The sequence below is a fragment of the Abiotrophia sp. genome, from assembly GCF_057275535.1.
In genome coordinates this window covers 131312-156396 of sequence record NZ_DBHIRJ010000002.1, presented here as the reverse complement: position 1 = coordinate 156396, position 25085 = coordinate 131312, and the positions used below count along the sequence as shown (strand labels likewise).

The window sequence follows — 25085 nt, the reverse complement described above, 5'->3', positions numbered from 1 at the left end:
AGGAGACAAAACTATGAAATTTGCAATTGCTGGCGCCGGCGCTATGGGCTGCCGTTTTGCCTATCAACTTAAACAAAGTGGCCAAGAGGTTATCTTAATCGACCGCTGGCCAGCTCATATTGAAGCCATCCGCCAAAATGGCCTGCATGTCGATTGGAATGGTCAGGAAGTGGTGGAGCAATTTCCTATCTACTATCCTGAAGAAGTGAGCGAACAAGTGGACGTGGTCATCGTCTTCACCAAGGCTATGCAGTTGGCGGACATGTTATCAGCCATTCAACCGGTCTTCGGACCTGACACCGCAGTGGTCTGCCTACTCAATGGATTAGGCCACGAGTTAGTCATGAAGCAGTATGTGGCCGAAGAGAACCTAGTCATGGGCTCTACCATTTGGTCGGCCGCTTTAGACGGCCCAGGCCGAGCAGTACTGCATGGCGTGGGTAGCCTGTCCCTGCAAAACTTTGTCGACACACCAAGTGCTCGTGCTAAGACCCAAGCTATTGTGGCAGCCTTAGATGCGGCGGGCTTGCAAGCTAGTTACAGCGAAAATGTTAAGGCGGCCATTTGGCGCAAGGCCTGCGTAAATGCCTGCGGTAACGCGCCAACTGCCTTGTTGGAATGCGACCTGGGTGGCTTTTTCGACAATCCTTACACGGAAGAATTAGTGTCTGCTATCGCCCAAGAGTTCACGGCGGTAGCCGCAACCCAAGGGGTAGAATTCGACCCAGCAGAACTGACCCAGTTCATTATCTCGGCTTCCCTTAAGATTCGTGAGCACCATGCTTCCATGTACCAAGATTTGATTATCAACCGTCGTTTGACTGAGGTGGATTACATCAACGGGGTCGTAACCCGAATTGGGGAAGCAGCTGGTATCCCAACACCTGTTAACCGCACTATCACCCAGCTGGTTCATATGAAGGAATTACTCTTGGGTGCCAAATAAGCCATTCATCACCGTCTGCTCTTGGAGTAGGCGGTGTGTTTATGTCTGAACATTTTTCACTCTGAGGGGCTCAAAATACCGAAATGGCCTTGATTTATTAAGATTTTTACGGTAAGATACGTGTAATACTAGGGCCATTTTTCGGGGAGCAGGCTCCCACCTGTCCGTTAAGGCACTAGCTTAGATAAAAACAACTGTCAATGTTCCATTGAAAGTAAGGAGGAATAGCATGAAAAAATGGCAGTATTATTTAACCCTGCTGGTCTTATTGCTTTCCAGTGTGCTCTCACCAGTGAGTGCCTGGGCGCAAGAAGTTGCAGCACCCCAAGAAACCTCAGCCCTAGTTGGTGACAGCCAAGCTCAACCAGAAGCAGAAGCGACGGAAGAGTCTGAGGAAGGCTTGGATCCAGATCTGCCTAGTGATGTCGACTTAGATGAACTCATTCGTCAAGCACCAAATGTTAAGGCAGTACCCAATGTGGTGACGCGAATTTACGCCACTACACGTGACGGCAAGCCTATCACCAAGAATCTCTTGAAGTGGGAAGCCTTTCGGATTAATGTAGACTTTACCCTGCCTAACAATGTTATCAAGGCTGGGGATACTACCGTAATTGAGGTGCCAAGTACCTTGGCCTTTACCGAAGCATCTAACTTCGAAGTGCGTGACTCTAGTGGTCAGCATGTGGTAGCCAATGCTACCATCCAGCCAGGTGCTCGCACCGTTACCCTGACCTATACCAGTTATGCCCAAAACAACTCGGATATCACTGGGAACCTCTTCTTCTACGCTCGGATTAACCATGCCGAGGTTACTGAGAAGGGTAACGTGGATTTGAATTTTGTAGTAGAAAATAAACCAATTCCAGGGGGCTCTGTACCTTTCGAGGGGGCACCAATTCCTAAGGGGAACCCAATGGATAAGTCTGGTTGGCAATTACCAGGTCAGCCTAATAAGATTCGCTATATCGTGGCGGTTAACCGTCGTGGGGAGCAACGTAAGCATGTCGTCATTCGCGACTACCTCAAAGACGAAGGCCTAGCCATTGATCAAAGTTCCGTCTCCATTACTAAGGGACACTGGGTTTACCAAAACGGTGGCTGGGTGCTCCAAAATGCAGCTAACGCAGCAGGCTCCTACAATATCACTTGGGACCAAGGTAACACAGGTTTCACCATTGATTTTGGGGACTTAGATACTCAGACTGGTTTTGAGATTCTCTATACTGTCAATATTCCTTATGATGCGGCTGATGGCGAGAAATTTGGCAACTATGCTGCCATGAATGATGCCAACGGGACCGTCGCCTATACTAACTATGATTACAGTTACTCAATTGCCGGCGGGAATGCCGAGGGCTATACCTTCGTGGTCAAGGTCCATAAGCATGATGGCCAAGGCAAAGATTTAGCCGGTGCTGAATTCGAAGTTGTGCGGGATGCCAACAAAAAGGTTGTCGGCAAGATTGTGACCGACGCCCAAGGGAACGGGCAAGTCGCAGGTTTGTTGCGGGATGCCTATACCCTGCGTGAGATTAAGGCGCCAGACGGCTACCAATTATCTAATGAAGAAATTAAGATCCAAGGTGGCGACTTTGGCGCAGATAAGAGCGTGCTGAAGCAGGTTGTCAACCTACCAGCGGTGACCACGGTAGATGTGCGCGGGACTAAATCCTGGTCCGATGCTGAAAACCAAGATGGCTTGCGTCCAGAACAAGTAACCATTAAGCTCTTAGCTAACGGAACTGAAACAGGCCAAACAACTACTGCGACAGCAGCCAATGGTTGGACCTATGAATTCACTGGTCTTGCAGCTAAGGATGCCCAAGGTCAAGCCATTACCTATAGCGTGGCCGAAGAAGCAGTTACAGGCTACACCTCAACCGTGAACGGCTACGATATTACTAACAGCCACACCCCAGAGACAGTGGACGTGCGCGGGACCAAGACCTGGGAAGATGGCGACAACCAAGATGGTTTGCGCCCAGAACAAATTACCCTTAAGCTCTTAGCTGATGGTGCAGAGACAGGCCAAACGACCACCGCGACAGCGGCCAACAATTGGACTTACGAATTTACCAACTTGCCTAAAAACAAGGCGGGTCAAGCCATTACCTATAGTGTGGCCGAAGAAGCAGTAGCCGGTTATACTTCAACTGTGAATGGCTACGATATTAGCAACAGTCACACCCCAGAAACTGTCTCCGTTCAAGGGACCAAGACTTGGGAAGATGGCGACAACCAAGATGGTTTGCGCCCAGAACAAATTACCGTCAAGCTCTTAGCTGACGGTGTCGAAACAGGTCAAACCACAACCGCGACAGCGGCCAACAATTGGACCTACGAATTTAGCAACTTACCTAAGAACAAGGCCGGTAAGCCTATCACTTATAGTGTGGCCGAAGAAGCAGTAGCCGGTTATACCACAAAGGTAAATGCCTACAACCTTACCAATAGCCACACCCCAGAGACTGTCTCTATCCAAGGGACTAAGACTTGGGAAGATGGCGACAACCAAGATGGTTTGCGCCCAGAACAGATCACCATTAAGCTCTTAGCTGACGGCGTTGAAACAGGTCAAACCACGACCGCGACAGCAGCCAACAACTGGACTTACGAATTTAGCAACTTGCCTAAGAATAAGGCAGGTAAAGCTATTAGCTATAGTGTGGCCGAGGAAGCAGTAGCCGGCTATAACACAACCGTCAACGGCTACGACCTCACCAACAACCACGCTACTGACTTGACTAGCGTATCCGGGACTAAGACTTGGGAAGATAATGATGATCAAGATGGTCTCCGTCCAGGCCAAGTAACCATCAAGCTCTTAGCAGATGGCGTCGAGACCGGCCAAACAGCAGTTGCCAGCGCAGCCAACAATTGGTCTTACGAATTTAGCAACTTACCTAAGAACAAAGCCGGTAAGGCCATTAGCTATAGCGTGGCTGAAGAAGCCGTTGCAGGCTATACGGCAAGCGTCAATGGATACAACCTTACCAACAGCCACACCCCAGAAACGGTTTCTGTCCAAGGGACTAAGACCTGGCAAGATAATGATAACCAAGATGGCGTCCGTCCGGAACAGGTGACCATCAAGCTCTTAGCAGATGGCGTCGAGACAGGCCAAACAGCAGTCGCTAACGCGGCCAACAATTGGACCTATGAATTTAGCAACCTGCCTAAGAATAAGGCTGGCAAGGCCATCACTTACAGCGTTCAAGAAGAAGCCGTTGCAGAGTACACTGCTAGCTATCAGGCTTATAACGTAACCAACAGCCATACGCCAGGTCAAACTAGCCATACCGTTCAAAAGGTATGGGATGATGGTCAGAACCAAGATGGTTTGCGCCCAGTTGAGCTCAAGGTTCAGCTCTATGCAGATGATCAAAAATATGGCGATGAAATCAGCCTAACAGCAGCTAACAATTGGACCTATACTTGGAGTCAATTGCCAGAAAAGGCCCAAGGTAAAGCTATTTCCTACCAAGCACGTGAAGTAACCGTGCCAGAAGCTTATCAAGCAGATCAACCAAGGACACAGGCAGGCGTGACGACCTTGACTAACCGCCATACGCCAGAAATCACGAGCGTTTCAGGGACTAAGACTTGGAAAGACAACAATAACCAAGACGGTGTCCGCCCAGAACGTATTAAGGTCAACCTCTTAGCTGATGGTGTCCTTAAGGCAAGCAAGGAAGTTTCCGCTGCTGATAACTGGTCCTATAGCTTCGATAATTTACCAAAATTTGCCGCTGGCCAAGCCGTGGTCTACACGATTACCGAGGATGCGGTGGCAGAATACAGCACACAAGTAGAAGGCTATAACCTAACAAATAGCCATACGCCAGGTCAGACCAGCCTGACAGTTACCAAGCAATGGCAAGACCAAGGCGACCAAGATGGCTTGCGTCCGAGTCAAATCCAAGTTCAGCTCTATGCTGACGGTGTTGCTTCAGGTAGCCCAGTTACCTTGACAGCTGCTGATAATTGGGTTTACACCTGGTCAGGTTTGGCTGAGAAGGCCAATGGTAAGACCATTGAATATAGCGTCAAAGAAGTCGACCAACCAAGTGGCTATACTAGCACGATCAGTCAAGTAAGTCCGGGTAATGTCCTCATCGTCAACCAACATACACCTGCGACCACTGAAGTCAAGGGGCAGAAGACATGGGACGATGCTAACAACCAAGATGGCAAACGCCCTGAATCTGTGACTGTTCAACTCTATGCTGACGGCCAAGTGGTGGCTAGCCAAGTCGTGACCGCAGCCAACAATTGGACCTATAGCTTCAGCAACCTCCCTCAATTTGCTAAGGGCAAGGCAATCAGCTACTCCGTACAGGAATTAGTGGATGCTGGCTTAGACAAGGCGGGTTACCGACCAAGCTATGAAGCATACAATATCACCAACCACTACAAGCCAGAAGTAACGACCTTTGAAGTTCGCAAGGTCTGGAATGACCAAAACGATCAAGACAAGCTACGTCCAAGTCAAATTCAGGTCCAACTCTATGCCAATGGCAAAGCCTTTGGCGAGCCTGTGACCCTGAAGGCCGACAATGACTGGCGCCACGTCTTCGCTGATTTGGCTAAGTACCAAGAAGGCAAAGAAGTGGTCTACACAGTGGAAGAAGTAGCCGTTCCAAGCGGTTATAGTGTCACAAGCAGTCAAACTGGGGTAAATCAAGTGACCTTGACTAACACCCATCAACCAAAACGTCCTGAAGATCCAGGCAAGAAGGACCTACCTAAGACAGGTTCTGCTGAGACCTTCTCCTTAGCCTTAGCTGGCCTTATGGCCATGACAGGCTTGGGTATCTTATGGGGGACTAAGCGTCGTCAAGCTTAGTCTTAACTAAGGGCGAATTTAGGCTAATAAAAGTGGCTAGGATCAGCGTCCTAGCCGCTTTTTCTTTTGCTTTTAAATTCTTCTTTTTTTTCCTTATAAGTCTTGTTATACTATAGTTAGTTGAAATCATCGTGTCTATTGAAAGAAAGGGAATTATCACATGGCATTAACGAATATTTTCGGCCTCTTGGGTGGTTTGGGGCTCTTCCTCTTCGGGATGACCCTCATGTCTCAAGGACTAGAAACGGCTGCCGGCAGTCGCCTCAAGCAGATTTTGGAGAAGTTGACCGCTAACCGCTTCATTGGGGTAGGGGTCGGAGCCTTAGTCGCAGCCTTGACTCAGTCTTCTTCCGCAACCACGGTCATGGCGATCGGTTTCGTTAACTCAGGTTTGATGGACCTCAAAAGCGCGGTCTGGATTATCATGGGGGCCAATATCGGAACCACCATTACCGGGCAGTTGATTGCCTTGAATTTCTCGGCCTATGCGCCACTTATCCTCTTCGCCGGGGTTCTCTTGGCTATGTTCGCAGCCAAAGGACGCTCCGCAGCAGTGGGCCAAGTCTTAATTGGGCTTGGTATGCTCTTCATGGGGCTGGAGCACATGTCCCAATCCATGGAGCCACTCCGCTATATGCCTGAATTTACCGGGCTCTTGGCTAAATTCGAGAACCCCTTACTAGGGATTGCGGTCGGGGCCATCTTTACGGCGGTCATTCAGTCCAGTTCAGCCTCGGTCGGGATTTTGCAGACCTTAGCCCTCAGCGGTGTTATTACCTTGCCAAGCGCCATTTATGTCCTCTTCGGGCAGAACATCGGGACCTGTATTACGGCCATTCTGGCTTCGATTGGCTCTGAGCGTAATGCTAAGCGGGCGACCTTGATTCACCTCTTATTTAACGTAATTGGGACAGTTATCTTTGTGGCCATTAGCATGACAACGCCATTTGTCCACTGGATGGAAGGCCTGACGCCAGGCAATGTGCCAGTCCAAATCGCCAACGTCCACACCATCTTCAACATCGTGACTACTTTCTTGCTCTTGCCATTCGGGGCTCAATTGGTGCGTCTAACTTATGTCTTCTTGCCAAACTTACCAGAAGCGCCAACACCAAGTGTGGTGCATCATTTAGACTTCAATATCTTTAATCAAGAATACCATGTCGGTTTAACCACTATGATGGGGGCCCAACTCTACAAGGAAGTCATGAATATGTTAGGTTTAGTACGCCAAAACGTAGCCATGGCCTTCAGCCTCTATGATGAGACAGATGTTGAGGATAAGATGGCTGAGATTAAGAGTCGTGAGCAGGACATCGACGAGCTCAACCAGCAGATCGTCCAATATGCGGCCATGTCTTTGACTCACGATGCCAACTTGCAGAGTGGTGAATATGTCAAGATTGCCTCTGACCTGGAGCGGCTAGGCGACCATGCTACCAACATTATGGAGCGTATCCTCTTGATTCAAGGCAGCAAGCACGACCTGTCTGAAGAAGCGCGGGAAGAATTAGCAACCATGTCACGCTTGGCTCTAGAAATCTTAGACCAGCTCAAGGAAACCGTAGGTGACAACCTGGAAGAAGTCAACAACCAGGAACAATTAATCGACCAAGCCTACGAGACCTTCGAACGCATGCAAATCCAGCGTCTTAAGAGCAAGGTCTGTGGGACCAGCAACAGTGTCCACTTTGCTAAGATTCTGACCGACTTCGAGCGCATTGGTGACCACTGTCTTAACATCGCCCAAGAAATGAATACCATCCACCCAAGTTGGAAATTCGTTGAGCAGCAAGACTAAAATAATTAAGGCTAGGACCTAAGGGTTCTAGCCTTTTTGTTTGTCATCAAAATGTTAGAAGCTAAAAAGTGCCAAGGCCCCCTCTTTTGGGTATTTATAGAGGGAGGGATCGAGATGGAAGTCCAGGATTATTTAGCGGGCCGTTGTTTGACCCAGACAGAAGTTCAAGAAGTGTGGCAGTTGACGGAGGCTAGGGGGCAGAACCTAGAAACTTGGCTAGCTAGTCTGCCTTCAAAGCCTGCCCTAACGGGTCCGCCCTGGGTCTGTGGCCGATGCGGTAACCAAGATCCACGTCAGTTTTGGACCTTCCAAGGACTGGACGGCCAGTCTAGGACTTATTGCCTGGACTGCCTATCTCTGGGCCGCGTCATGTCGGGTCAGAGGCTGTATTGTCAGCCGGCTCCAGCGGGAAGGCCCCTGAGCCAGTCTCCGCTGACTTGGCAGGGAGAATTGACCCCAAGTCAGGCTGAAATTGCTCAGAAGCTGGTTGAAGCCTGGCGGGGCCAGGAGCGACGACCACAATTAGTTTGGGCGGTCACTGGTGCCGGCAAGACCGAGCTAGTTTTTCCTTTGTTGGAGCAAGCTCTGATAGATGGAGGCCGGGTCTGCCTAGCCTCTCCTCGAATTGATGTCTGCTTGGAGCTGGCGCCTCGGCTTAAGGCAGCCTTTGCTGGCTTAGATTGTCAGGTTCTCTATGGGGGGAGCCAGGATAGATATGAGCTCAAGCCCCTGACACTGGCCACAACCCACCAACTGCTACGTACTTATCAGGCTTTTGACTGTTTGATTGTGGATGAGGTGGATGCCTTTCCCTATGTGGATTCTCGTGCCTTGCACGAGGCAGTGGCTCGAGCGCTTAAGCCAGGTGGCTTATTAGTTTATCTTACCGCCACGCCGGATGATCGCCTCCTGTCTGACTGGGAGGCGAGGCGCTTGGTCTGCCACCAACTGCCGGCTCGCTACCATGGACATCCTTTGCCCCTGCCGCAGCTGCAGTGGGTAGGGGACTGGCCTAAGGGCTTAGCAGCCGGTCGCTTGATTAAGCCACTTAAGCAAATTTTGCAACGCTTCGGCCACCTAGAGGGTCCAAAGTTACTCTTTGTGCCCCATATTCCCCAGGCCCAAGCCTGTGCTAAGCTCTTGAAACCCTTGTTACCTGGTGTGGCTTTGACTTCGGTTCATGCCAGCGATCCTAAGCGTCAGGATAAGGTGACTGCCCTGCGTCGAGGACAGCTAGATTTATTGGTGACCACGACCATTTTAGAGCGGGGTGTGACTTTGCCTCATTGCCAGGTCTGTATTCTGGGGGCGGATGATGAGCTTTATACGCGAGCCAGTCTTATGCAAATGAGCGGTCGGGTAGGGCGGAGTGCTGATCAACCGTCAGGCGCCCTTTGGTGGTTGCATCAAGGGCAAAGTCTTGCCATGCGCCAGGCCATTCAGCAACTTGGCGCCCTCAATCAGACAGCCCAAGCGCGTGGGCTTTTGCGGGCCAACTAGGAGGTGGAAAGTTTGAAATGTATCATGTGTCAAGAAGCTTGCCATCAGGGCCCGACCATCTGGGACTACCTAGCTTGGGGTCCCTTGCCGGAGTCAGTTCTCTGTCGCGCCTGCCAAGATTTCTGGCAGACTCGAATTGAAGGCCAGGTCATTTGTTGGGGTTGCGGTCGGGCCTTGTCCCAGCAGGCCCAGGACCCCTATCATGCCGTGGCTATCTGGCAGGATCAACATGCCTATTGCCAAGAATGTCAGGCCTGGCTCAGCCGCTATCCCATTGACTTAATCCATCACCAGGCCCTCTGTCCCTATCAGGGAGCCCTGCGCCAGTGGCTCCACAGTTACAAATACTTAGGAGATATCCGCCAGGCCCAGGCTCCTGCTCAGCGCTTGAGGGCCTTTGCAAATCAACATCCAAAGGCCCATTGGTTGGTCTTGCCCTCGTCGCCAGCCAGTTTGGCCCAACGACAATTTCACGCCACACGCCAGCTCTTAGAAGTGGCGGGTTTGAAGGTTTTTTGTCCTTTTGACTATGTGGGGGATGGAGTCAAGCAAGCTAGCAAGAGCCGGCAACAACGCCTAGCGCTGGGCCAAGTTTTTGCCCTCAAGGAAGAGGTGTTAGCTTATTTGCCTAGGGGCGAATGGTGGCTCTTTGATGATGTTTACACGACTGGAAGCACCCTCTTGCGGGCTAAATCCTTGTTGTATCCTGTAGCAAAAAATCGGCAAATCCCCCTCTATTCCTTTTCTTTATTCCGCGAGGGGAGAGTCGAAAAATAATTGAGTGTTTCCGCTTTCAATCTTAGGATGGGTATGCTATAATAAGCATAAGCAGAAGATAAACTGCTTGACAATAGGATTAACATCCCGGGATTAACCCTATTAATCACCAACAGAAATGAGGGATTCGGTTATGTTTAACTATAATGTACGCGGAGAAAATATTGAAGTGACCAAAGCCATCCGTGACTATGCAGAGAAGAAAGTCAGCAAGTTAGAGCGTTTCTTCGACAATGCGCCAGAGGCGACGGCTTACGTTAACCTCAAGGTATATCCCGACAAGACAGCTAAAGCCGAAGTGACCATTCCGCTCTCCTTCCTAGTGTTGCGTGCGGAAGAAACCAACCCAGATTTATATGCAAGTATTGACCTGGTGGTTGATAAACTCGAACGCCAAGTGCGTAAACATAAAACAAAAATTCACCGTAAATATCGCGAAGTTCATGGTGATGCAGGGGCTTATGATGCGCTCCTCAACCAGGCAAGTGAACCTGCTAGCGAAGAACCTGAGCTAGATATTGTGCGGTCAAAACGCATTAGCCTCAAACCAATGAGCAGCGAAGAAGCGGTACTACAAATGAACATGCTGGGTCATGACTTCTTCGTCTATACAGACGCAGAAACAGAAGAATTCAGCATTGTCTATCGTCGTAAAGATGGCCGTTATGGCTTGATTGAGACGGCAGAGTTCTAAGCTAAAGTTGAATTTGTGAGGGCGAGACAGGAGTCTCGTCCTTTTTTTATGGTGGAGACCAGCTTTGTGCTCATGGAGGCGAGCTGGGGCATGATCATTATCTTAAATCCCAACCAGGCGGACAAGGGTTCCTGCCTGGCTTTTTTTCATTTTTTAGTATAAAAACATTCAAATTCTGCACGAATTCTGCTATAATAGAATAGATGCATTAGGCATAACTTATGATGTAGATAAACAAAGGAGATTATTAATGGCTAATTTTCTAAGAAACCTCGTTGAAAACGATAAAGCAGAATTGCGCCGGACAGGTCGTATTGCCGACCAAGTCATGGCGTTAGAAGACAAATACAAGGCCATGAGCGATGAAGAATTACGCGCCCAAACGGCTGAATTTAAGAAACGCCTGGAAGCAGGTACTAAATTAGACGACCTCTTGGTAGAAGCTTTCGCTGTTGTGCGTGAAGCGGATCGTCGTGTCTTGGGTCTCTTCCCATACCGCGTTCAAATCCAAGGTGGGATTGTCATCCATGGCGGGAACATCGCCGAAATGCGTACCGGGGAAGGGAAAACCTTGACCGAAACCATGCCGGTATACCTCAATGCCCTAACTGGCAAAGGGGTTCACGTCGTGACCGTTAACGAATACTTAGCAACTCGTGACTCCAAGGAAATGGGGGCTGTCTACGAGTTCCTAGGCTTGACTGTCGGGCTCAACCTCAACAGCATGTCATCTGCTGAGAAGCGTGAAGCTTACAACTGTGACATTACTTATTCTACTAACAACGAATTAGGCTTTGACTACCTCCGTGATAACATGGTGGTTTACAAGGAGCAAATGGTACAACGCCCATTGCACTTTGCGGTAGTCGATGAAGTAGACTCCATCTTAGTCGATGAAGCGCGTACGCCACTGATTATCTCTGGCCAAGCTGAGAAATCAACCGCCCTCTACACTCGGGCAGACTACTTTGCTAAAGGCTTGAAGGCTGAAGAAGACTACACTATTGACTTGACGTCTAAGACCATTGCCTTGACTGACCAAGGGGTTGACAAGGCTGAGCGTGTCTTCCGTCTGGAAAACCTCTACGATGTCAACAACTCTGTCTTGGTTCACCATATTGACCAAGCTTTGCGTGCCAACTACATTATGTTGCACGATATCGACTACGTGGTTGACGAAGGCAAGGTTAAGATTGTCGATCCATTTACGGGTCGTATCATGGACGGTCGTCGTTACTCTGACGGTCTCCACCAAGCAATCGAAGCTAAGGAAAACGTTGAAATCGAAGACGAGTCTAAGACTATGGCGACCATCACCTTCCAGAACTACTTCCGTATGTATGAGAAGTTGTCAGGGATGACCGGGACGGCCAAGACCGAGGAAGAAGAATTCCGCGAAATCTACGGCATGAACGTGGTTGTAATCCCAACCAACCGTCCAGTACAACGGGTGGATGCGCCAGACCAACTCTATCCAAGTCTTAAATCTAAATTCAAGGCAGTGGTGGCTGACATTAAGGAACGCCACAGCAAGGGCCAACCAATCTTGGTCGGTACGGTTGCCGTTGAAACCTCTGAATACCTGTCTGGTCTTTTGACCAAGGAAGGGATTCCTCACGAAGTCCTCAACGCCAAGAACCACTTCAAAGAAGCGGAAATCGTTATGCAAGCGGGTCAACGTGGCGCGGTTACCATCGCGACCAACATGGCCGGTCGTGGTACTGACATTAAGTTAGGTCACGGTGTTAAGGAATTAGGCGGTCTCTGTGTTATCGGGACTGAACGTCACGAATCTCGTCGTATTGATAACCAGCTCCGTGGTCGTTCAGGTCGTCAAGGGGACCCAGGTGCTTCCCAATTCTACCTATCTCTAGAAGATGACCTCATGCGTCGTTTCGGTTCTGACCGAATCAAAGCTATGTGGGAGCGTCTCAATGTGACGGATGAAGAGATGGAAGATATGGCTATTACTAGCCGTTTCCTCTCTCGCCAAGTAGAATCTGCGCAAAAACGCGTTGAAGGGAACAACTACGATACACGTAAGAACGTCTTGGAATATGACGAAGTAATGCGTGAGCAACGTGAAGTTATCTATAGCCAACGACAACAAGTTATCAACGAAACAGACAACTTAACTGACGCAGTCAAAGGGATGATCAAACGTACCATTATCCGCGAAGTTGAAGCCGTGACTGAAGGCGACAAGAAAGACTGGAACTACCGTGGTCTCTTGGATTACGCACACGCTAACCTAGTCAACCCAGAACAATTGACCCTTCAAGACTTAGAAGGTAAGTCTGCCAAGGAATTAGTTGAAACCCTCTACGGCACAGCTATGAAGGTATTCCAAAGCAAGTTGGACATGCTCTATGGTCCAGAACAAGTCTTGGAATTCGAGAAAGTGATTATCCTACGTGTGGTAGATAGCAAGTGGACAGATCACATCGACATGATGGATCACCTACGCCAAGGGGTCGGCTTACGGGCTTACGCTCAAACCAACCCATTGACTGAATACCAAACAGAAGGTTACGAACGTTTCCAAGAAATGATTGCTGAAATCGAGTTTGACGTGACACGCTTCATTATGAAGTCACAAATCCGTCAAAACTTGGAGCGCGAACAAGTTAACGCATAATCAAAAATCCCATTATATCATATATGATATAATGGGATTTTTTGCGTGTTAGGCCTAGCTTCAAAAAAAGTGTCATATATAGTTGACATCCTCTCCCAAAAGGTCTATACTATGTGTAACATATATGTGACACACAAGAAAGAAGGCGTGCTATGAACCGCGTGCGAGAACTACGACAGAGCCGGAAACTCTCACAATTAGCCCTAGCCAAAGAGGTTGGGGTCGCCCGACAAACCATTAACCTAATCGAAAATGACAAGTACAATCCATCCTTGGATCTCTGCCTCAAACTAGCCTATGCGCTTGAGACAGATTTGAATACCTTATTCTGGGAGGTCGAATTGCATGAATCAACCACACAAGCACAAGAAATTTAGCTGGGAGAACTGGATCCGCCGCTTTTACGGGGTACAGAACTTAGACGAATATCGCATGGCCGAAATCAATAAGATTGGCAACAAGGCCTATCTGATCTTGCTGCCCTATCTTGGCTTGGCCAACGTCGCAGCCTATTTTCTCTGGTTCTTCCACCCCGAGTGGGCCTTTTGGGGCATGCTTGGCTGTAATCTCTTGGTTCTACTAGGGCTCAACACCTATGTGGCGACCAAGGTTCATCGCCTTAAGCTAGATGCCTTAGAAGTCGAACCTAACAAGGTCCAGCAAGCCCTCAAAGACTTAGTCTGGTCGGCCATAAAAGCCGGGATTTTCTTCGCTGTTTGGATGCATTTTTCCCTAGCGGCCATTGGGGCCCTCTTGGGTGAGGATGGCATGGCCCATCTGACCCAGTGGCGCTACATTATCATTAATGCCTTAGGAGGTGTCTTCTTCGGGATTGTGACCTACACAGTAGGACGTCGGCGTTTGCGAGATGGCCAAGCTGGCCTAGAAGAAGACCTAGAGTCTAGTCAAGAGGAGGACGACCATGAAAACTAACTATCTAAGATGGCTAGCCATTCTGGCAGGTATGGGCCTGATTGCCATCGCCCTGTCTCGTGGCATGGGCTACTGGCAGGAATCCCTCATTCAGATGGATTCGACCCTGCGAATTAGCATTGGCCTCATTCTAGGCCTTAGTTTCTTCGTATTTGTCTACTGGCAGCAGCGAAAGAATAAGAAGTAATCAGCAGATTAGGAGGTAATTTCCATGATTGAATTTCAAAATGTCTCTAAAGCTTACGGGGCCACTCAAGCCCTCAAAGACCTCAATCTTAGCATCCAAGAAGGCCAAATTGTCGGCCTAATCGGCCATAATGGGGCCGGTAAATCCACAACCATCAAATCCCTAGTCTCCGTCATTAACCCGTCTTCAGGCAAAATCCTAGTCGATGGCTTCGACTTGGCTAGTCACCGACTAAGAATCAAGCAAAAGATTGGCTATGTGGCTGATTCGCCAGACCTCTTCCTACGCCTGACGGCCCAGGAATTCTGGGACTTAGTTGCTGCCTCTTATGGCCTAAACAGGCAGGATTATGAAAATCGACTAGTAGATCTGCTTGGTCTCTTTGATTTTGCCGACCACCGTTATGAAGTCATTGAGACCTTCTCGCACGGTATGCGGCAGAAAGTTTTCGTCATTGGCGCTCTCTTGTCTGACCCTGACATTTGGGTTCTCGATGAACCTATGACCGGTTTGGATCCTCAGGCCGCATTCGACCTCAAGCAACTCATGCGGGCCCATGCAGACAAGGGCAAGACCGTGCTCTTCTCTACCCACGTGTTAGAAGTAGCCGAGCAAATCTGTGATCGCCTGGCTATCCTTAAGAAGGGGGAACTTATCTTCTACGGAACCGTGGCAGAGCTCAAGGCGGAACATCCCGACCAAAGCCTGGAAGCCATCTATTTGAATTTGGCAGGGCGTAAGGAAGAAGGCGAGTCTCATGCGTCTTAAAATGATATGGCAATTGATGCGGGTCAATATCCTCTATGCTGGGCAGGCTGGTGCCCTCGTGCGTTATCGCCAAAGACAGGCGGCTAACCCTAATAAGAAGCTAGACGTACCCATGATTCTCATCCGCCAGTACCTACTGGTAGGGGCTATGTATGTCTTTCTCTTTTGCTTTATGAATGGCTTCTTCCAACTGGCAGGGGCACCCATGCGATTTACGGTCATTGTTTCCGTCTTCGTGCTCATGATGCTGGGACAGGGCTTTATGACCTTCTACAATGTCTTCTATGAAAGTGGCGACCTACAAGCTTACCGGCCCTATTCCTATTCCGAGGGCGAAATTATGCTGGCCAAGCTCTTGTCGGCTCTGATGGTCATTCTCTTTACCATCTTGCCAGTCCTCTGCTACTTTATCCTCTTAGCCATTCAGAGTCCCGGCTTGTTGGTCTTGACCTTGCCAGTAGCCTTGCTAGGCTTTAGTCTGATTTTGGCTACTATCATTTCTTTGTTGATTGTGCTGGCTCATTATTTGACCAAAACAACTGTTTTCCGTCAACATAAGCAACTAGCCTCCAATCTGCTTATGGCTTTGGTGATGATTATCACCTTCTGGGCGGTCTTCCAAATCAATGGCAGTCGGGATGATTTTAGTAATCTATCTGGCATGGCACAGATTTTTATGCCCTTCTATGACCTAGTGATGAATCCAGGACAAATCACTGCCTGGCTGGGGCTCTTGCCTTGGCTAGCAGCCTTAGGGGCGCTCCAAATCCTCTTGCGGCTTCAAGTAGTGCCGCAATTTTACGAAGCGGCTCTGACAACTTCCAGCCAATCCGGCATAGGTCAGCGCAAGAGTCGCATCTATCATTTTGGTAGCCAAGGTCGTCTAGCCTGGGTCAAAACCTACATTTGGCGTCTGGTAAGTGAGGGGTCAGTTCTCATGCAGGCCATCCTGATGAGTAGCATTTTCCCTTATATCTTCCTGATTGCTATCCTAGGGGGATTGTCAGAAAAACCAGATCTGTTGACGGAATTGGTGCAAGCTCACTACCTAGCGCCCCTCATGCTCCTAGTAATCTTTATTGCTGGCTTTAACGCTGGCTACGGTGGCCTAGCCATGATGGGCCATTCCCTGGAAAGGGACAATCTGGCCTATATTAAGACCCTGCCAATGGATTTAATGGGCTATCTCAAGAAAAAATTCTGGTTATTAGTTGGTCTGCAAAGCCCACTGGCGCTGGTCTTATTGATTGGCCTCTGCCTCTTCTTAGGCATGGAGTGGTGGGTCATCGGCTGCCTAATCTTAACCTGGCTGGTAGTCAGCCTAGCTTGGTCTAGCTGGTCCTACAGCAAGGATTATCTGGAGCCTGTCACCCAATGGTCTAATGTCTCCGAACTCTATAGTCGAGGCAGTACCTGGGTACGGAGCATGCTGATGCTGTTAGGTTATATTGTGACCATTGGTCTGGTCGTGGGAGAGTATGTGCTCTTGATGAATCTGCCTGAGGAAACCGGCTATCTTCACGCCCTAGACTTAAGTATTGCCCTCTTGGCTGTATGTGGGATGGTGGCCTTGGTTGCTTGGCATCGACTTGCTATCCAAGTTCGCGGTGTCGAGGCGGAAGGGTCAATAGGTCGGAAATGGCTATATTGGCCGCTAGCCATTGCTCTGATGGGAGTAATTCTCAATGTGGGTTTACTCCCTCAGAACCTAGCTTTTAATTTCTTAGTATCTATTTTGGGCGATCAGCAAACAATCTTCATGCTTGGAACCTTAGTAGGGGGAATTATCTTCGTTTCTGTTTTCCTTTGGCTCTACTATAAGCATTCTGGGGAAAAATTCCAATTTGGGTGGAAAGATTTGGGGATTTCAATTCTATCTACTATTGCTATGAGAATAGCGATTTCACTCCTTTACGGAGCTATGCATTCCTCTCAAGAAATGACGGGGAATGATGCGGCCTTAGGCGGTATGTTAGGAGTTGCAACAGAGCCTAGCCTATGGATTGCTTATTTCTTTATCTCGGTCATTGGGCCAATTAGTGAAGAGGTCATTTTTCGCGGATATTTCAAGAAACTCTTCTGTCTCAACGGTCATTTTGGTTGGTTTGCCGCTTTGGTATCCTCAGCCCTATTCGGCTACATGCATGGATCTAGCACACTCTTCGAGTGGTTACTTTATGGAGGTATGAGCCTAGGGCTCTACCTCAGCTTCCGACGCCGGAATCAGCTAATCGATTCCATCGCCCTCCATATTGGGAATAACCTATTCGTTAGCGTCATACAGCTCCTAATGTATTATGGTATCTTGCAACTGCAATAAGAGACAACCTCGCTCCTGAGACATAGGAGCGAGGTTGTTTCTATGCTTAGTGTTAGGATGAGATAAGAGCCTTAGTTTGGCGTGGCGTATTTGAAAAGTTGCTTGATTTTTCGATAGGAAACCCTTACAATGTGACTTAACGGTGATTTTTCACATAAAATGTGGTATGTCAAAAGCTAGCTGTCAACGGCGCATACACCATGGGGAGGTGTTTTCAATTAAAACAGAGAATTTACAAGCATATGTTGACCAGTATTATGGTTACGATTCTAATATTATAGATTGGCGTGCTAGTAACTTTTTATCTCGGATTGATTATTGGGTGGATGAATTTGATAACCGAGTCACACATTATGCCATCATCGACATCGATAATTTAGAGTGGACCGGCTGGGGAGATGATCGATCCCCGAGAGCGCCTTATGTACGCACTATGGTTGCCCCTGGCTATTTCCACCATTGGTTCCTAGTGGATGACCCCATAGACGGGCAATATGCTTTTAATGGCACCCATTCCTTTCTCAACTTTTACGGGAAGGCAAGGGATTTACAAATAGAGGTACAAACACATCAAGCAGAGGATGAACTGAGACATTGCCCGCCAACCAATCCCATTGAATCCAAAGACACCCAGCGTTTCAAGGAAAGTTTGGCACCTCTATTCACTAAGGATTTTAAGCTGACTAATATTGAGGGACGCCTTTTTGGGGATGAGGTCCATCTGAGCCTGGTTAGCCCTGAAGGTGACTTGCATCGATTAGAGTTATTACAGATCTTAAGTGTCAAGAAAGAAAAACGAGACAGAATAGAAGGCACGCAATTTCTTGACCTAGAAGTGACAGAGGTGCCTTGGGAGATGTATGGTCGCGTTGAAACAAGATTTGTGACTACTCTTACCCTTCAGCACGAGGATTATCTCTATACCATCCAGTTCCTAGTAGCTAATTGGGCAAAATAGTGTTGTAATAGGAAGAAATCATATAAAAGCCCACCGACTCTATGAATTAGAGCGGTGGGCTTCTATTTTTTTTAGCCGTTAATTTTTTTTAGGTGGCTTAAGTAGATGGAGTTAATGCTAGCTAGTCACTAACTCTCCGAGAGCTAGTTGTTGGAAACAACAGGACAATGAAAACTCCTGGTTGTCAATATGAAGACAGGTGTAGCTACGATTTTCCTTAGTATAGTAAGTTTCGCTCAAGTTGAAAGACTGATGGGCCTGGTTCCGTCTCCGAAAAATAAGCTTCTGACAGTGGGCCAGCGACAGAGTAAGTGGTCGTGGTGTATGAGAGAAGGACAAGGTGAGCGTGTCTAGGGTGTCGTACCAAAAGTAGGAAGTGATAGGAAAGGTAAAATAAGGCTCGATTTCCTGTCTTAGAGTGTCGAGGTTTTGCCTTGAAAGAGTCTGAACCTTATTGATTTTAAGTGTGTCTTGATCAGGTAGCTGATCAAGAAGCTCTGTTTCGAGTTGGCGACAGGCAATTGAAAGTTCCATATACTGGAAGCTCAGGAAAAAGGTAGTAATTCCCTCGTCATCTGGCGGATGACTAATGAGAATGTGATCGATAAAATAGTGGGTCTGGTATTCCGGATGATCTGCAAGCAATAAATCAGCCGGCCTAACGAGACTATCGTAAGAGAAAAAGTCAATGGACATACAGTCGGAGAAAGTAAGTGATATATATTGATCGAAGGCATCAATATAGAATTGTAAGGTACGGAAATGGGGACTAGCATGAGCAGAGATTAGATGAGGATTACCCAAAAAATTGGCGTTAGCCAAATCAACATGGTAGTTGAGGTCCTTTAATAGCATGATTCCTAATCTCCCTTGCTTTTCTATGTAAGCTTAAGGCAACTATACCATATAATAATTTGATTTTCTATAAGATTAATATGACGAGAGTTTCCATCAGCCCAGTCGCTCCAGACGGTTTTGTCTTATCTTTTAGACTGCAAGATGATAGTCGATAGGTCTGTGATTTTGACAGGACGTTTGGCTCTAAATTATGCTATAATAGGAGCCAGATAGGGAGTGACTTGAAATTTATGAAATACCTTTTATTACTTCGTGGAATTAATGTTGGTGGCAAGAACAAAGTAGTTATGAGTGAACTTAGAGCTCAGATTGAGGCTTTGGGTTATGAAGCAGTCACTACCTATATCAATAGTGGGAATGCCTTTTTCGAGACGGAGGAGCCTCTGGAACGCATCAAGGCTAAGATTGGCGACATGTTGGCGACTTATCCTTTTACCATTTATTATGTGGTCTTAAGTCGCGATACCTACTTGGCAGATGCCACACAAGTACCGGACTGGTGGCAGGAGCCCTTGGCGCGTCGCGATGTGCTCTTCTACACGGACCAGGTGGATTATGAGGACATGAAGGCTCGCATTCAGGCCATGCCCCTACACGATGAAGTGGTTCATTTTGGCGACCGGGCGGTCTTCTGGGGCAAATACACGGAAAGTGAATACCTCAAGACCTCCTACCACAAGTACCTGCTCAAGGAGGACTTCTACCCGCAGATTACCATCCGTAATGGCAAGACCTTCGATAAATTGAGGGACTTGCTAGGGTAAGATCAAAAAAAGCCGGATTCCTAAAGTCCGGCTCTTTGCTTAGCTGAGCCAGTAGGCTAGCCAGAGAATTAGAGACAAGCCGCCACGAATGAGGAGATGACGTGCTTGGATGCGGCCAAATAGATAATGGCCGTTGAGTAAGGCGCAGACCATGAGGCTGAGCAAGGCTAGTCCTAGTCCAAAACAGGCAGGCCCGTGCGACAGCCAACCAAAGCAAGCTGCTAGGCTGCTTGCCATAAGACTTAAGGTGCAAAAGACATTAAGCCCGGTCAGCCAAGTCAGCCCGGGGCGCCGGCTATGAAGGCTGGCGCCTAGCATGGCTAGGGCGTAAAGGACGAAGAGACTGAGTAAGAAAATTTTCATGATAGGACCTCCTTGTAGGTTACTATCTCTAGTAAAACCTAAGGGGCTAAGCCCCTGTCAAGAGGAGGAGACCAAAATGTTGCAGACAGGTCAGATTGAAGCCAAATACCAGGTCAGTCGCGACACCCTGAGATTCTATATTGAAGAAGGCCTTGTGGCGCCAGATAAGGTGGCGGGCAAGTATCAGTGGTTGCCTGAGCATGAGGTGGCCTTGACTAATATTTTGGAACTTCGGGCCCTGGGCTTATCGGTCAAGGCTATTAAACGCATCAAGGAATTGCATGAGACAGCTTGCGGGACCGAGACTCAATGGCGGGAGAATTTGACGGTTGTAGAGGAAGAACTAGCAGACTTAGACCGCCAACAAGCTGACTTGGACCGTCGCCGGGCTTCCTTGTGCGCTTTGGCCGACCAGTTGCGTCAGCGCTTAGAAGTTTAAAACTAGGCACAATTAAAGCCGTAGGCCCCCTGGTGGGGCCTTTTACCATTGTCCCACTAAGTTTTGCGTGGTACAATAAGGTGATTGACTAAACGAAGGAGCGTTGATTATGGAATTATATGAAATTCGTCAATTCATTGACAAAGCCAATAACCAATTAGCTAGCTTCAGGGGGTCTCTTTGACTTAGAGGCTTTAGAAGCAGATATTGCCGACTATGAACATCAGATGTCGGCGCCTGATTTCTGGGATGATAACGAAAAGGCTCAGAAAATTATCAGCCAACTTAACTTAGCTAAGGAGACTTACTCGACTATTCATGCCTTGGAAGAAGGCGTGGCCGACATTGAAGTGGCCCTGGAACTCTATGATGAGTCAGAAGATGCCGACATCTTGGCCGAAGCGGAAGGTCAAGTGGCCCAAGTCCAAGCGGACCTGGATGCCTACGAGATGAAGTTGCTCCTGTCTGGACCTCATGATGCCAATAATGCCATCCTGGAAATTCACCCAGGGGCTGGCGGGACCGAATCCCAGGACTGGGGTAGCATGCTCTTGCGTATGTACCAGCGTTGGGCGGATAAGCAGGGCTTCAAGGTAACAGTCTTGGATTATCAAGACGGGGAAGAAGCGGGCATTAAGAGTGTGACCTTGGAAATCGAAGGCCACAATGCCTATGGCTACCTCAAGTCAGAGAAAGGGGTACACCGTTTGGTGCGGATTTCACCTTTTGACTCCAACAGCCGGCGCCATACTTCCTTCGCTTCGGTAGAAGTGACACCTATGTTGGATGATACCATCGAAATCGACATCAACCCCGATGATTTGCGGATTGATACCTATCGGGCTTCAGGGGCTGGGGGTCAGCATATTAACAAGACCTCCTCTGCCATCCGGATTACCCATATTCCAACCGGGATTGTGACTCAGAGCCAGTCCCAACGTTCCCAGTTCCAGAACCGGGATTTAGCCATGGCCATGCTTAAGGCCAAACTCTATCAATTAGAGGAAGAGAACAAGGCCAAGGAATTAGCCGCCCTCAAGGGGGAACAAAAAGACATTGCCTGGGGCTCGCAGATTCGCTCCTATGTCTTCCATCCTTACGCCATGGTTAAGGATCACCGGACTGGCTACGAAGTGGGCAACACGGGGGCTGTCATGGACGGCGACCTCAACGGTTTTATCGATGCCTATCTCAAATGGCAAATGGGCGACTCAGCCTCCTGATACACAATTGACATCTCCTTGTGACCCAGTGGACGAGGGAATGTGGTAGACTTAGAGTGACCAATTTTAGAAAAAGAAAGAGAAAGAAGGTGACCAGATGATTCAATTACAACGTGTCAGCAAACAATATGACAAGGGGACCATTGCTCTACGCGACATCAACCTCTTTATTGACAAAGGGGAGTTTGTCTACTTGATTGGGCCAAGTGGCTCCGGTAAGTCGACTCTGATGAAGTTGCTTTATCGTGAAGAAATGCAGACCCGCGGGACTATCCGAGTAGGGGACTTTAACCTCAACAAGCTCAAGGAGCGTCAAGTGCCACATTTGCGCCGGACGGTAGGGGTAGTCTTTCAGGACTTCAAGTTGCTGCCTAAATTGAACGTCTACGAAAATATCGCTTATGCCCTAGAGGTAACGGGCGAGAGTGGCCGGACTATTAAAGCCCGGGTCAAGGAAGTTTTAGAATTAGTGGGTCTAGCCCATAAGGCTAAATCCTATCCAAATCAATTATCAGGTGGGGAACAACAACGGGTGGCCATTGCTCGGGCTATTGCCAACCGGCCAGCTATCTTGATTGCGGACGAGCCAACTGGTAACTTGGACCCTGAGACAGCCATGGGTATTCATCGTGTCCTCGAATCGATTCATCGCCGGGGAACCACCATTTTGATGGGGACCCATAACGATACCCTAGTGGACCACTTCCAACACCGAGTAGTGGTACTAGAAGGTGGCCGGATTGTCCGCGATGACCGGAAGGGGGATTACCATGAGAGCCATTAGAAGTTTCTTCCGTCATATTCGCGACGGTTTCCGTAACCTCTTCCGTAACGGGCTCATGACCTTGGTGTCCATCTTCACCATGACCTTAACCTTGATTATGATTGGGAGCTTCGTGCTGATTTGGACTAACATTAATGAAGCGACGCGAAATATCGAACAGACCTTCCAAGTACGGGTGCTGATTGACCGCATTGCGACAGAAGAAGAAGAAGCCACACTCAAGACGCAAATCCAAGGCCTGGAGCATGTCACGGATGTGGTCTATCGCAGCAAGGATGAGGAACTAGAGCACTATAAGAAGACAATCACCTCTGACTTCGATGTCATCGAAGGGGATAAGAACCCCCTCAATAACGTTTATGTGGTCTCAGTGGATAAGGGTGAGAACCTAGATAAGGTGGCCCAGGATATTCGTAAGCTAGCCAAGGTAGAAGCTGCCAATTATGGTTCCACAGACGTTGAGACCATTCTGGGCAACATCAATGCTGTGCGGATTGTTCTAGCAGTACTGGCCTCTATCTTCGTCGTCTTTGCGGTACTCCTGGTGTCTAACACCATTCGTCTGACTATTTTGGCCCGCCGGACAGAAATCGAGATTATGCGCCTAGTAGGGGCAACCAAGCGCTACATTCGCGCGCCTTTCAAATATGAAGGGGCCTATATTGGTTTGATTTCGGGTCTTCTGGCCTTTGGTGCCTTGTATGGCATCTATGAAGGAGCCCATAGCTACTTGCCTGGATTCTTAGGATTAGCTAATCTCCAGCTGGTAGCCACCATGCCAATTCTGGCCTATGTAGGAGCAGGACTCCTAGTGATTGGGATTGTCTTAGGTCGCCTAGGGGCAGGCCGCTCAATCCGCCGTTTCTTAGATATATAAGAGAGCAAAGGACTGGAAGTATCTTCCAGTCCTTTTTAATATGAAAAAAAGCCACTAGCTTGGCTAGTGGCTGGGCCTTAGTTGAGGTTAGTCTTCTAATTGGTTGCTTAAAATGTTGACCTTGTAGAAGCGAGGCCAGTAGGCGGTCACGCCTATCATAATAACGCCGCATAAGAGGAAGAGTAGGCTAGCTGGCAAGTAGTCGAAACCTAAGGAGAAGATGACCATACCTAGGGGCGAGAGGAGTTGGCTAGCCGTTGAGACGATATTGAAAATCCGGCCTTGATAGTGAGTGGGTACAATCTGGGTGACCCAGGTCATCATGGGAATGTTAACGGCCGTTGAGATACCACCAAAGATTAAACTAATAAGGAGGAAGAAGGCGAAGAAGGCATCTGTTGACAGAGGTAACCAGAGGACAGCCCCCATAAGCGCCACCAGGCCGCCAATGGTGAGGATGGATTTCCAGGCTAGGAGTAGTGGATAGCGGATAGCCTTACGAGCGGAGAGGTAAATCCCCACTAAGATGAAGCCTAGGCTGAGCGCAGCTTCCGTTAGGCCGTAGTAGTAATCTGAGAAGTGGAGGACTTTGACTTGGACATAAGGCATGCCCACAATGATCCCTGTAATCAGAAGGTTAATGAACATGAAGAGAGCCAAGGTATGTTGGAATTTCTTGTGGGCCTTGATAAAGTCCAGCCCTTCCTTGAAGAGGGTGAAGAGAGAGGCTTCAGCATCCGCTTGATGATGCGCAACGAGGTGGAAGTTAAGGGTCAGGGTGATGATAATGACGAGAGCTTCTAAGCCAATCTCTAGCCCTACCAGGTATTCCAGTGGCAGAGTGGCATAGAGGGCAACCCCAGCAATAGGCGCGATAAATTGAGACAGGGCACCAATGGTTTGTTCGATGGATCTGAGTTTATGGACGTGCTCCTCAACCACTAGGGTGGTAGCGGCCGACACCGAAGCGGTAGACAGGAATTGGTCGGAAATCTTGAGGGCAATCAAGAGCAGGAAGACCATGAGCAGATTGCTAGTCAGATGGGTGGTGGCGATAAAGCCGGCAAAGAGCCCCAGGGCTAGGATACTGAGACCTTGAGCCCAAATAATGATGTGTTGTTTGTTGTATTTATCGACTAGGCTACCGGTAAAGGGCAGCAGTAGCAGGGAAACCACCGGCCCTACTGCCTGGGACAGGCCGAAGTAAATGGCTGAGTCACTGTGCTTGAGAATAATCAAGCCGATGACGAAGGTCAGGATGGCGGAACCGAGCGTACCGGCTAGGTTGGATACAATCAGTTTACTGAGTTGTTTATTGGATGCTTGGGTAAGTCTAGCTTCCATGGGAACCACTCCTTTCTTAATCGATTCTAGTCTAACATAGGAGCTGGGGGCTGCCATCGGCC

General features: G+C 48.6%; 21 protein-coding genes. 18 read left to right on the top strand and 3 right to left on the bottom strand.

Features of this window, described 5'->3' with window-relative positions:
* The first annotated feature begins 13 nt into the window (after nt 1-13).
* From ACO53F_RS02130 to ACO53F_RS02070, 13 genes are all read left to right on the top strand, one after another.
* A complete protein-coding gene (locus ACO53F_RS02130) occupies nt 14-946 on the top strand; it encodes a 2-dehydropantoate 2-reductase (RefSeq protein ID WP_485137136.1) in 933 nt (310 codons plus the stop codon).
* Nucleotides 947-1175: 229 nt separating this feature from the next.
* Nucleotides 1176-5795 (top strand): Cna B-type domain-containing protein, encoded by a 4620-nt coding sequence (locus ACO53F_RS02125; protein ID WP_485137135.1) that lies wholly within the window; start codon nt 1176-1178, stop codon nt 5793-5795.
* A 160-nt stretch (nt 5796-5955) separates the two neighbouring features.
* Nucleotides 5956-7596: a Na/Pi cotransporter family protein gene (locus tag ACO53F_RS02120; RefSeq protein ID WP_485137134.1), complete on the top strand. Its 1641-nt coding sequence runs from the start codon at nt 5956-5958 to the stop codon at nt 7594-7596.
* A 114-nt stretch (nt 7597-7710) separates the two neighbouring features.
* A complete protein-coding gene (locus ACO53F_RS02115; RefSeq protein WP_485137133.1) occupies nt 7711-9096 on the top strand; it encodes an ATP-dependent helicase ComFA in 1386 nt (461 codons plus the stop codon).
* A gap of 12 nt (nt 9097-9108) precedes the next feature.
* Nucleotides 9109-9873 (top strand): ComF family protein, encoded by a 765-nt coding sequence (locus ACO53F_RS02110; RefSeq protein WP_485137132.1) that lies wholly within the window; start codon nt 9109-9111, stop codon nt 9871-9873.
* 133 nt (nt 9874-10006) lie between these two features.
* Nucleotides 10007-10567, top strand: coding sequence for a ribosome hibernation-promoting factor, HPF/YfiA family (gene hpf, locus ACO53F_RS02105; RefSeq protein ID WP_485137131.1), 561 nt, complete (start codon nt 10007-10009; stop codon nt 10565-10567).
* 250 nt (nt 10568-10817) lie between these two features.
* Nucleotides 10818-13205 (top strand): preprotein translocase subunit SecA, encoded by a 2388-nt coding sequence (secA, locus tag ACO53F_RS02100; protein ID WP_485137130.1) that lies wholly within the window; start codon nt 10818-10820, stop codon nt 13203-13205.
* A gap of 152 nt (nt 13206-13357) precedes the next feature.
* Entirely contained in the window at nt 13358-13582 is a 225-nt protein-coding gene (locus tag ACO53F_RS02095; protein ID WP_485137129.1) for a helix-turn-helix transcriptional regulator, read from the top strand.
* Nucleotides 13551-14138 carry a DUF3278 domain-containing protein gene (locus tag ACO53F_RS02090; RefSeq protein ID WP_485137128.1) on the top strand — a complete coding sequence of 196 codons (588 nt, stop codon included), beginning with the start codon at nt 13551-13553 and terminating at the stop codon, nt 14136-14138. Before ACO53F_RS02095 ends, ACO53F_RS02090 begins: the two co-directional genes overlap by 32 nt.
* Nucleotides 14128-14325: a hypothetical protein gene (locus tag ACO53F_RS02085; RefSeq protein ID WP_023391369.1), complete on the top strand. Its 198-nt coding sequence runs from the start codon at nt 14128-14130 to the stop codon at nt 14323-14325. Before ACO53F_RS02090 ends, ACO53F_RS02085 begins: the two co-directional genes overlap by 11 nt.
* A gap of 24 nt (nt 14326-14349) precedes the next feature.
* A complete protein-coding gene (locus ACO53F_RS02080) occupies nt 14350-15093 on the top strand; it encodes an ABC transporter ATP-binding protein (RefSeq protein WP_485137127.1) in 744 nt (247 codons plus the stop codon).
* Entirely contained in the window at nt 15083-17413 is a 2331-nt protein-coding gene (locus tag ACO53F_RS02075) for a CPBP family intramembrane glutamic endopeptidase (protein WP_485137126.1), read from the top strand. Before ACO53F_RS02080 ends, ACO53F_RS02075 begins: the two co-directional genes overlap by 11 nt.
* 208 nt (nt 17414-17621) lie before the next feature.
* On the top strand, nt 17622-18371 hold the full coding sequence (locus tag ACO53F_RS02070) for a hypothetical protein (RefSeq protein WP_485137125.1): 750 nt from the start codon (nt 17622-17624) through the stop codon (nt 18369-18371).
* 117 nt (nt 18372-18488) lie between these two features.
* On the opposite strand, the gene ACO53F_RS02065 is transcribed toward ACO53F_RS02070, so the two are convergent.
* Nucleotides 18489-19226 carry a hypothetical protein gene (locus ACO53F_RS02065; RefSeq protein ID WP_485137124.1) on the bottom strand — a complete coding sequence of 246 codons (738 nt, stop codon included), beginning with the start codon at nt 19224-19226 and terminating at the stop codon, nt 18489-18491.
* A 233-nt stretch (nt 19227-19459) separates the two neighbouring features.
* On the opposite strand from ACO53F_RS02065, the gene ACO53F_RS02060 reads away from it, so the two are divergent.
* Nucleotides 19460-19993, top strand: a complete 534-nt coding sequence (locus ACO53F_RS02060) for a DUF1697 domain-containing protein (RefSeq protein ID WP_485137123.1) — start codon at nt 19460-19462, stop codon at nt 19991-19993.
* Between the two features lie 39 nt (nt 19994-20032).
* On the opposite strand, the gene ACO53F_RS02055 is transcribed toward ACO53F_RS02060, so the two are convergent.
* Complete coding sequence (locus ACO53F_RS02055) at nt 20033-20356, bottom strand: hypothetical protein (RefSeq protein ID WP_485137122.1); 324 nt, start codon at nt 20354-20356, stop codon at nt 20033-20035.
* Between the two features lie 76 nt (nt 20357-20432).
* On the opposite strand from ACO53F_RS02055, the gene ACO53F_RS02050 reads away from it, so the two are divergent.
* From ACO53F_RS02050 to ftsX, 4 genes are all read left to right on the top strand, one after another.
* Nucleotides 20433-20795 (top strand): MerR family transcriptional regulator, encoded by a 363-nt coding sequence (locus ACO53F_RS02050; RefSeq protein WP_485137121.1) that lies wholly within the window; start codon nt 20433-20435, stop codon nt 20793-20795.
* A gap of 109 nt (nt 20796-20904) precedes the next feature.
* Nucleotides 20905-22018, top strand: a protein-coding gene (prfB, locus tag ACO53F_RS02045; protein WP_303885708.1) for a peptide chain release factor 2 whose coding sequence is annotated in 2 segments (ribosomal slippage) — nt 20905-20976 and nt 20978-22018 — 1113 coding nt in all. Because the reading frame shifts where the segments join, the coding sequence is not laid out codon by codon here.
* A 97-nt stretch (nt 22019-22115) separates the two neighbouring features.
* Complete coding sequence (gene ftsE / locus ACO53F_RS02040; protein ID WP_268442382.1) at nt 22116-22802, top strand: cell division ATP-binding protein FtsE; 687 nt, start codon at nt 22116-22118, stop codon at nt 22800-22802.
* Nucleotides 22789-23679 (top strand): permease-like cell division protein FtsX, encoded by an 891-nt coding sequence (gene ftsX / locus ACO53F_RS02035; protein WP_268442380.1) that lies wholly within the window; start codon nt 22789-22791, stop codon nt 23677-23679. Before ftsE ends, ftsX begins: the two co-directional genes overlap by 14 nt.
* 87 nt (nt 23680-23766) lie before the next feature.
* Here ftsX and ACO53F_RS02030 read toward each other — a convergent pair whose 3' ends face one another.
* Nucleotides 23767-25023 carry an MFS transporter gene (locus tag ACO53F_RS02030; RefSeq protein ID WP_485137120.1) on the bottom strand — a complete coding sequence of 419 codons (1257 nt, stop codon included), beginning with the start codon at nt 25021-25023 and terminating at the stop codon, nt 23767-23769.
* Nucleotides 25024-25085: the final 62 nt, after the last annotated feature.